This is a genomic window from Jutongia huaianensis (genome assembly GCF_014384985.1).
GTDB lineage: Bacteria > Bacillota > Clostridia > Lachnospirales > Lachnospiraceae > Jutongia > Jutongia huaianensis.
In genome coordinates this window covers 1-7858 of sequence record NZ_JACRSX010000033.1, presented here as the reverse complement: position 1 = coordinate 7858, position 7858 = coordinate 1, and the positions used below count along the sequence as shown (strand labels likewise).

6 protein-coding genes and 1 pseudogene are annotated in these 7858 nt (G+C 40.8%); 2 read left to right on the top strand and 5 right to left on the bottom strand.

The window, feature by feature from the left end:
• Positions 1-142 (top strand): annotated as a pseudogene (locus H8704_RS13660) (IS1380 family transposase); the annotation flags it as partial.
• Between the two features lie 281 nt (positions 143-423).
• Positions 424-780, top strand: coding sequence for a GDSL-type esterase/lipase family protein (locus tag H8704_RS13655; protein ID WP_118562043.1), 357 nt, complete (start codon positions 424-426; stop codon positions 778-780).
• Between the two features lie 98 nt (positions 781-878).
• Here the strand turns inward: H8704_RS13655 and H8704_RS13650 are convergent, their stop codons facing one another.
• The 5 genes from H8704_RS13650 to H8704_RS13635 form a co-directional block, all read right to left on the bottom strand.
• A complete protein-coding gene (locus tag H8704_RS13650; RefSeq protein ID WP_046447383.1) occupies positions 879-1706 on the bottom strand; it encodes an alpha/beta hydrolase family protein in 828 nt (275 codons plus the stop codon).
• 224 nt (positions 1707-1930) lie between these two features.
• Positions 1931-2170: a hypothetical protein gene (locus H8704_RS14330; protein WP_046447384.1), complete on the bottom strand. Its 240-nt coding sequence runs from the start codon at positions 2168-2170 to the stop codon at positions 1931-1933.
• 74 nt (positions 2171-2244) lie between these two features.
• On the bottom strand, positions 2245-2928 hold the full coding sequence (locus H8704_RS13640; RefSeq protein ID WP_015559621.1) for a YczE/YyaS/YitT family protein: 684 nt from the start codon (positions 2926-2928) through the stop codon (positions 2245-2247).
• Positions 2929-3385: 457 nt separating this feature from the next.
• Positions 3386-3616, bottom strand: coding sequence for an InlB B-repeat-containing protein (locus H8704_RS14585; protein WP_155219561.1), 231 nt, complete (start codon positions 3614-3616; stop codon positions 3386-3388).
• On the bottom strand, positions 3597-7628 hold the full coding sequence (locus H8704_RS13635; RefSeq protein WP_249298625.1) for a M64 family metallopeptidase: 4032 nt from the start codon (positions 7626-7628) through the stop codon (positions 3597-3599). Before H8704_RS13635 ends, H8704_RS14585 begins: the two co-directional genes overlap by 20 nt.
• Positions 7629-7858: the final 230 nt, after the last annotated feature.

The following is a 7858-nucleotide window of genomic DNA, read 5'->3' as shown; positions in this document are numbered from 1 at the left end:
ATACGTACGGTGATCAGTAATCTTATGCAGTGCGGGACATCTGACAGAACATGCCGGCCGTCTGGTGCTGTCCATTGGAAGGAGTAATCGCTGGAGATTTACTTTCAAGCGTCTTTATGACAGCTTTGCATTCATCACCTGACAACAGGTAGCTGAATATGGCAATGGCAGCTGCACACAAATGGTGCAGTCTTTTTTTGAACGCAAAATTATGCAGCATTTTCAAAATTTAGTATACAATAACAAATATGGCAAACATTTCCTGTGTGCCTTTTCATTTTGAAACAAGGTTCACGGATTCAGGAATCCAATTAAATTTTTGTTAATTTTACAGCCGACACATTTAATATTACACGAAGAAGAAAATCTTATTAAATATGCAAAAAGGCTTCTGCCCAAAACAGGGCAAAAGCCTTAAAAATTATGCGATTTTTAGGTTTAGTTGCAAGCCAAGGGGGACTATTTCATCTGCCCGAAAACACGTTTTTGAAAAAAGTGTTGCAAAAGCGGTTGAACACAAAGATTTTCATATCCGATAAGCCTGAATTTTGCGGCGCAATCGGTGCGGGATTGTTTGCCGTTGACAGCGACAGATTGTTGGAAAGGCTCGAATGTAACGCCTTGAACATAAACCCGAAAAATCTTGTGATTTTATTCGGAACGAATGACATCGGCATAGGAGTTCCGACCGAGTACACCTTGAAAAATATAAAAGAAATTTTGCAAAGAACGCAGACACTTTGCTCGAATACCGCCGTAAAAAGCAGTATTCGGGCATAAAAAAGCCTCGGAACACGAATGTTCCGAGGTGATGGCAGATTATATCAACTGTCAAGTCTTTAAAGGTGGAGATTTGTCCATATGGTATCAGATGAAAATCATTCGTGTTTTGCGGCGAATTCTTTTAATAATTTCATTGCAATGACATCATGCTTTTTCGAAAACATATGCCCTCCGCCATCTATAAAATGAAGTTGCACCCGTTTGGAATCTTGCATTCCGATCGGCATCGTACTTTTATATGCTTCTGCCGCACGTTTGGCATAAGAAACATCTACGATTTTATCCTTTGTACCATGCACGATGCACACCCTGCCGGCGTAGTTCTTAATTTCTGCAAAGGCATCCATTTGCATGACATCCATTGCATAGCAACACCCCAATTTCATCAGTCCGCAGCGGAAAGTATCGGGAACATTTTGCGGATCAAATTTTGCCATCATCATTTTTCCGGCTCTGGCGTCATCCGGGATACACAATGCCGGATAAAACAGGACAAGTTTTTCTATCGGAAAGTTGTTCTTTGCTGCCACCAAAGCAGACACAAAACCGCCCTGACTGCATCCCATCAATAAAATTTTTTCAGAATCTGTATAGGAAAGATTTCTAACATATTCAATGACCGCTTTCAGATCTTTGGTTTCTGTCAGAACAGACATCTCTGTGGTTTTTCCGTCACTTTTTCCACACATAGCAGAACCGCCACAAAAATCAAATGTAAATGCAACATATCCCATTTCAGCCAAAAAAGCCGCATAATGTTTCACACTGTCTTGCCATGCCATAAATCCGTGACATACAATTGCAATCGGAAGATGATCTCCTTTTGGACGGTAGATTGTTCCACGAATCGTCAATCCATCTCTTTTGCATTCAAAAGTGCTTTCTGTAATTCCATCTGATAAAACAGGTTTCTTAAAAATCATAATTTTTCTCCAAATTCAGTGGTATTTTGTTTTTGTTGCATCGGCTATATTTTTAACACTGATTTTGTGTAAATGTTTTAGTCAATAGCTATTTTGCTTGTAATAATCATAAGCACGGGAAACACAAAGGAGCATTCTTTCATGATCGACATATTGTTCTTTGGTTTACTGTTAACTCACACTGTCATAGTATAATAATGCCATTACTTTGTCAATAACTGAAATCATACCTTGTGCTTGAAGTTCTTCAGCCTTTTTAACAACGGCTTCTTTGGTAGGGTAGGGGAAAGAATATCATCAAAGCATTTAAGTACGATCATCGGCAAAATGACTTTCTCTGATAAGTCTGCTGAATAATATTCAGCCATACCTTCAAGTACGTATTCAAGAATTATGCCTTTTGAGCCTTCGCTAATGTTTTCGTTAGCGGATATAACCTTAACTCCGTTTTTTCTATTGTCCATTTTTTACGGACTTGTTCAAAATCGAATTCCATCCTTTTTGTATGTCTTATCACTTTTAGGCTTGTATGAGAATTTTAAGAAATGTTTTTTAAAATCTTTGATTTCTTAACAGTGCTTACGGTTGCCTGAATTATCGGACCGGAGAGCAAAACGGTGGCAATTGTGCAAATTCCGAATTTACCGCCGAGCAAAACGCCGATAATTACCATTATAATATCAAGAACCATTCGTACGATTTTGATTTTCCACCCGTTTTTTTCGGCAAGCGAAAATGTGACTGCTTCATATGAGCCCCTGCCGAAATCAGCGGCGGAGTAAATCCCCGTTCCGAACGAAAATATAGCAATGCCAAGCAGCATTATAACAAAATTAACCGCTTTAATATCTGTATAATGCTGAATTTTTGTGAATACATCTACGAAAAAACTGTAAATGATTTGGTAAAGAATTGTGCCAATATTGATTTGTTTTCTGTCATAGAAAAGGGCAAAAATTATCATTGCCACAGCCACAATAAGCGACGATGTGCCGATTGACATACCTGTCACATTCGTCAGCCCTTGCCACAATATCGCAAGTGTTGCGCCGCCGAAACCTGCGCCTATTGCAAGCGTAATTCCGTATGCGGATATTATTGATCCGATAACGATCATCAGCGTTTTTGTTGCATATTTTTTGAATTTCATATTATCACCTAAAAAAATAAGACTGTAAACTCTGCTGTTGTGTTCAGAAACAGCAAAATTTATAGTCTTCATCAGCCGAGACAGCTTTATTTTTTTGATTATACACCCGAGCTTTTATAAAGTCAACGGTTATAAATATGATTTTCTGTATTCGCTCGGAGTTTTGCTCATTTCAATTCGTGTTACGATTTTGATTTGAGCGATGTCTCTCAAAAGTCTCAGTCATAAATGCCCCCAATCGCACTAAAATGACTTTGAACACTATTCTCTGACGAAGGCGAAGGTGCTTTGTCAAATGTTCTGAGTATTTCTTCAATTTCTTTTTCTTGTTCGTCCATTTGATTTCTCCTTGTTCGATTTCTTTCCGAAAATCGGCAAAGCGCTTTTTTTGCCGCCTTTCGGAAAGGGACTTCCGAAGAAATCCTTTTCGTAAGGAAAAGGCGGCAGCGGAAGCTCCGCTACCGCCATCCTTAAATGGTTAGCTATCTGTTATTTCACAGATTTTCTTTTTTAGTATAAACAGTAGTTGTCACAACTCCGAAGCCGCTGACGAACAGCAGAGCGATCCACAGCCACTCATACTGTTGTCGCCGGTCTGCGGATTCTGAACATCATCCGAAGGCTTGGTGGTATCGTCAGACTTGGTAGGAGCGGCAGGTTTGGTTGCCTTCTGACCTTCTTCGATAGTCTGAGTCGTTACTGCAGAGCCACCGGCAGAATCAAAGGTTACGGTATAGTTTTTATTTCTTTGTTGTAACAGTCTTAGCTTTTGACCAGCCTGAATAAATCCTTATGGATTTGCCGTTAATCTTAACTGTCTTATAGGTGCGAACTCTTACATAATACTTTTTCTTGCCCGAAAGCTTTGAAATTTTCTTTGATACTGTTGTATTCTTGCCTACTGTTACGGTCTTAGCCTTGCTGAATTTACTTGAGGCACTGTACTGTACCTGATAGCCTGTTGTCTGTGTAGCCTGCTTCTTCCACTTTACTGTAAACTTCTTTGAACCTGCTTTAAGTGAGGAAATACTTGTTGCCTTTGGCTTGATTGTGAAATAAAGCGTCTTTGTTCCGCTGTATTTACCCTTAAAGGTAATCTTTACTGCGTACTTGCCAACATACTTTCTGCCTTTTGCATAAGACACAGTATAGTCAGTATTCTTAACAAGTGTCTTTCCTGTTCTGTCCTTAACAATAACCTTAGGTGTTCTAACCTTTCCGTTATATGTTAATGATGTTGCTTTAAGCTTTATGCTTGATGCCTTTGGAATTACTGTCGTTGAAAGAGTTTTCTTACATACCGAACAGTAATTTACTATCTTGCCGTTTGCTGTTGGGGTTGCCTTTGTTACGGTTTGCTTTGTGGTGTGGGCAATCTTAGCAATATTGCCCCAAGATGCAAGGTCGGTTATTTCCTTTGTACCGAGTACATCTTCATAGAACTTGCCACAACCTTCGCACTTGTAGTATGCTTCCTTACCGCCCTCTGTGCAGGTGGCAGCTTTCGCAGCAACCAAAGTCAGATTGTGAGTGTACGGTACAGTTTTGTAATATCCGCAGGTGTCGCAAACATTGTCAGAACCGTAATCGTGAGCCGCTTCGTCCTTTTTGTCGTGGCAACGAGAACATTCATGCCAGTGGTTAGTATCATCAGACTTCCATTCTGTGCCTGCGGTATGTCCGGGAGCCGGAATCTTCACACTGGTTTTATCGGTAATTTCTACCGATCCTGTTGCATCTGCGAACCACTTGTCACAGCCATCGCAGGTGTAGTATGCGGAATTGCCCGCAGTAGTGCAGGTGGCAGCTTTCGCAGCAACCAAAGTCAGATTGTGAGTGTGCGGTACAGTTTTGTAATATCCGCAGGTGTCGCAAACATTGTCAGAACCGTAATCGTGAGCCGCTTCGTCCTTTTTGTCGTGGCAACGAGAACATTCATGCCAGTGGTTAGTATCATCAGACTTCCATTCTGTGCCTGCGGTATGTCCGGGAGCCGGAATCTTCACACTGGTTTTATCGGTAATTTCTACCGATCCTGTTGCATCTGCGAACCACTTGTCACAGCCATCGCAGGTGTAGTATGCGGAATTGCCCGCAGTAGTGCAGGTGGCAGCTTTCGCAGCAACCAAAGTCAGATTGTGAGTGTGTTCTTCGTTTTTATTTTTGTAATAATATGTAACAACCGTTCCGTCCGAAACAATAGGCTTATTCAAGCCGTCAACCTTTATAAATTCATAATCATAAAGTGTTTTTGCCGGTGTTAAATCAAGCTTTGTGCCGTATGGCACGGTAAATGTTCCGCCGGCAGTGTTTGGAATTTCAGAGCCGTCCTCAAATTTATACTGAATTGAAACGGTTGTGTAGCGCTGTGTTTCCGTATTGTCGTCTGCAAGCACATTTCCGTTTTCATCGAGCACCTGAAATGCCACGGTATCGCCGCTCTTAAGCTGTGCATCAGACGGAATTTGATAAATAAGCGAGCAACTCTTTAAGCCTGAATTAAAGTCGCTTTTGATGTGATCCAAAGCACCGAACGGCCAGAAATTTGCCTTATCATTCCAAACAGGAATGTCAAAGGTTTGTACTGTTTGAAGCGGATTCCCCGATGAATCGGTCGCAACGCTTCCGTCGGAGTGCTTAATCCACATTTTGAATTTTAATTGTCGTGCATTTTTATCTGAAATGTTTTGAATAACAGTTCTAAGCTCGATTTTTTTACCGTTCATATTAGTATTAAATCTGCTTTTGCTGTTGCCGCTCAAAAGTCGGTCATTGCGATTATATGTGTAATTATAATATGAACTTGTTTCAAGGTCGGTAAAATCAGACGGCTTTGAATAAGCGCCCGTATATTCCTTAACCTCGGGAGTTGCAACATAAAGGTCTACATCCTTAACAAGCTGAGACATTCGCTTGAAGCCCTGCAAACGGCAAACCTCACAGAATTGATAGTTTGTGTCTCTCATTATGCACTCATAACTTGAAACAAGCATTTTTGAGCCGTAAGCATTGCGGCAGGTATATGTGTTTCTAAAACCTAAAAGCTGTCGCCATTTTATCTTTTCCGGGTCTTCAACCGAGGAAAGATTGAGTGATTTAAGTTCCTTATCGTCAAGCAAATATCCGTTACTGTATTCATCACCGAGACCGAGCAAACCGTGTCCAAACTCGTGTGCAAAAGTTTTTGACGCACGATAACTGTCTGATGGCGAAATGAAATAATGGAAGCCGTATTCACGGTTATTATAAGCACCGCCGAAATCTGATTTTGTGTTTACAACCATAGCGAACTGAGCAATATAATCGTGAACATAATAATAAGGCTCATATTCCGAACCGGACGGAATTGTGTTTGGATCACACTTTTTTTTGATATGAGCATCGTGAATTTTCTCGATAAATTCAGGACCGATACATCTCTCAAAAATATGATTTTTCCACTGACTTCCGTGGAGATTATTAGAAATAACAGGCGAATTATATTTGTCGACTATAACATCAAAGAAGGTGCTTCCACCATTGTCAAAAGTCGATTCGGAAGCTGTGCAAAGAGCGTAAACATTGAATCTGTCGGCATAACTGCGATACGGTTCATATTTCATAGCGTCCTGCCAAAGTCGTTTGACATCATTGATGAATTTGCCCTGCTGACTTTTTGTGTATCCCTCGCCGCAAACGACAACAACCATATTTTCCGTGTCGCTGCGTGTTTTTTGGATGGTATAAACAGGGATGGTAGGATTAGAATATTTTCCGTCATTTGAATACCACGGGCCGAGGGTGAGCTGAATGCTTTGCTCGGTGCTGACATTCCAATCGGGATTTGCGTCCTCGGCAGGTTCCGAAATTGTATAATCATCCTCTTGCTTATTTGGAGCAGAGCCGATATAAGGACTGCTTTGTGAGCCGCTGCCGGAAGTTGTAACAAAATATTCGGAATCGAGATAAAATGCAGGTCTTACGCCCAAATCGGAATACCACGGAGCATAACGACCGACCTGACCCGATGAACTGATATAACGCATATCGTGATTGCAATCGGTAACAGGAGTGCGAAGCCAATAAGGCCAAGCCATACCGTCATTATTATACGCAACATAATAACCTTTGAGATTTTTCCACACGGCATTAGCCTGCTTTACATCAAGAAGAAAAACCTTTTCGGTTGTAGTTTCAAAATATGAACTGTCGTAGTTTGCCACCGCTTCCGAAATATCGGTGTAGTATAACAAATCCGAATTTGCGTCTCCATCAACTATGCCCTTGTTGTATTCGGGATGAGAAACAAGAGAACGCTGGGTAACGGTTTTCATTGCCGCAATTTCAGATTTTGAAAAAGCGTTGAGAAAACCCGCTTTTTCGTTGTACGCTCCCACACCGCTTACATATCCGTCTTTCGGAGGGTTGCCGCAAAGCCAATCGACTTTGCCTTCAGCTGCGGTCGAATTTAACCAAGAACGCATATTGCTGTCTTTCCAATAGTTAGAACCGTAATCATCACGCTTATAGCTTCTGCTGTGTGATTTTGAATTGCTGTTGTCATTTGTTTTGGCATCATATGCAAGGGTGTCAACAATTTTGTCTGCAAGCATAAGCGGTCCGTTATTGTCAATGCTTACACATCGCCAAAGAATTGAGGCATTGTTATACGCGCCCATTTTAACATAGTCGCCAACTTTAATATCGGGCTTTGATGCCGCCTGAATGGTCATCGGCAAAACGGAAATTGCCATGCACAATGCCAAGAATATTGCGGTTATTTTTTTCGTCATTAAGGAACCTCCTTTATAAGCTATATATTTGCTTTTATTATATTGTAAGGTGTTATATGCGTCAATGAAAATCCACCTTATTCCGTGAAACTTACCATAGTGTTACATCCCTTTTTTTCAGCAATAATACCTGCTGGAAACTGATTTTCGCAATACATTTTATTTCACCCACTAGGTTAAACAAAATTTTGTTTTTTTACTGTATCATCATGCATTATCCTGTATAATGA

What these genes read in the sequence shown, in the direction of transcription:
- H8704_RS14330 (WP_046447384.1), bottom strand. Translation starts at nt 2,170, where the DNA reads ATGGACAATAGAAAAAACGGAGTTAAGGTTATATCCGCTAACGAAAAC.
- H8704_RS13640 (WP_015559621.1), bottom strand. Translation starts at nt 2,928, where the DNA reads ATGAAGACTATAAATTTTGCTGTTTCTGAACACAACAGCAGAGTTTAC.
- H8704_RS13650 (WP_046447383.1), bottom strand. Translation starts at nt 1,706, where the DNA reads ATGATTTTTAAGAAACCTGTTTTATCAGATGGAATTACAGAAAGCACT.
- H8704_RS13635 (WP_249298625.1), bottom strand. Translation starts at nt 7,628, where the DNA reads ATGACGAAAAAAATAACCGCAATATTCTTGGCATTGTGCATGGCAATT.
- H8704_RS13655 (WP_118562043.1), top strand. Translation starts at nt 424, where the DNA reads ATGCGATTTTTAGGTTTAGTTGCAAGCCAAGGGGGACTATTTCATCTG.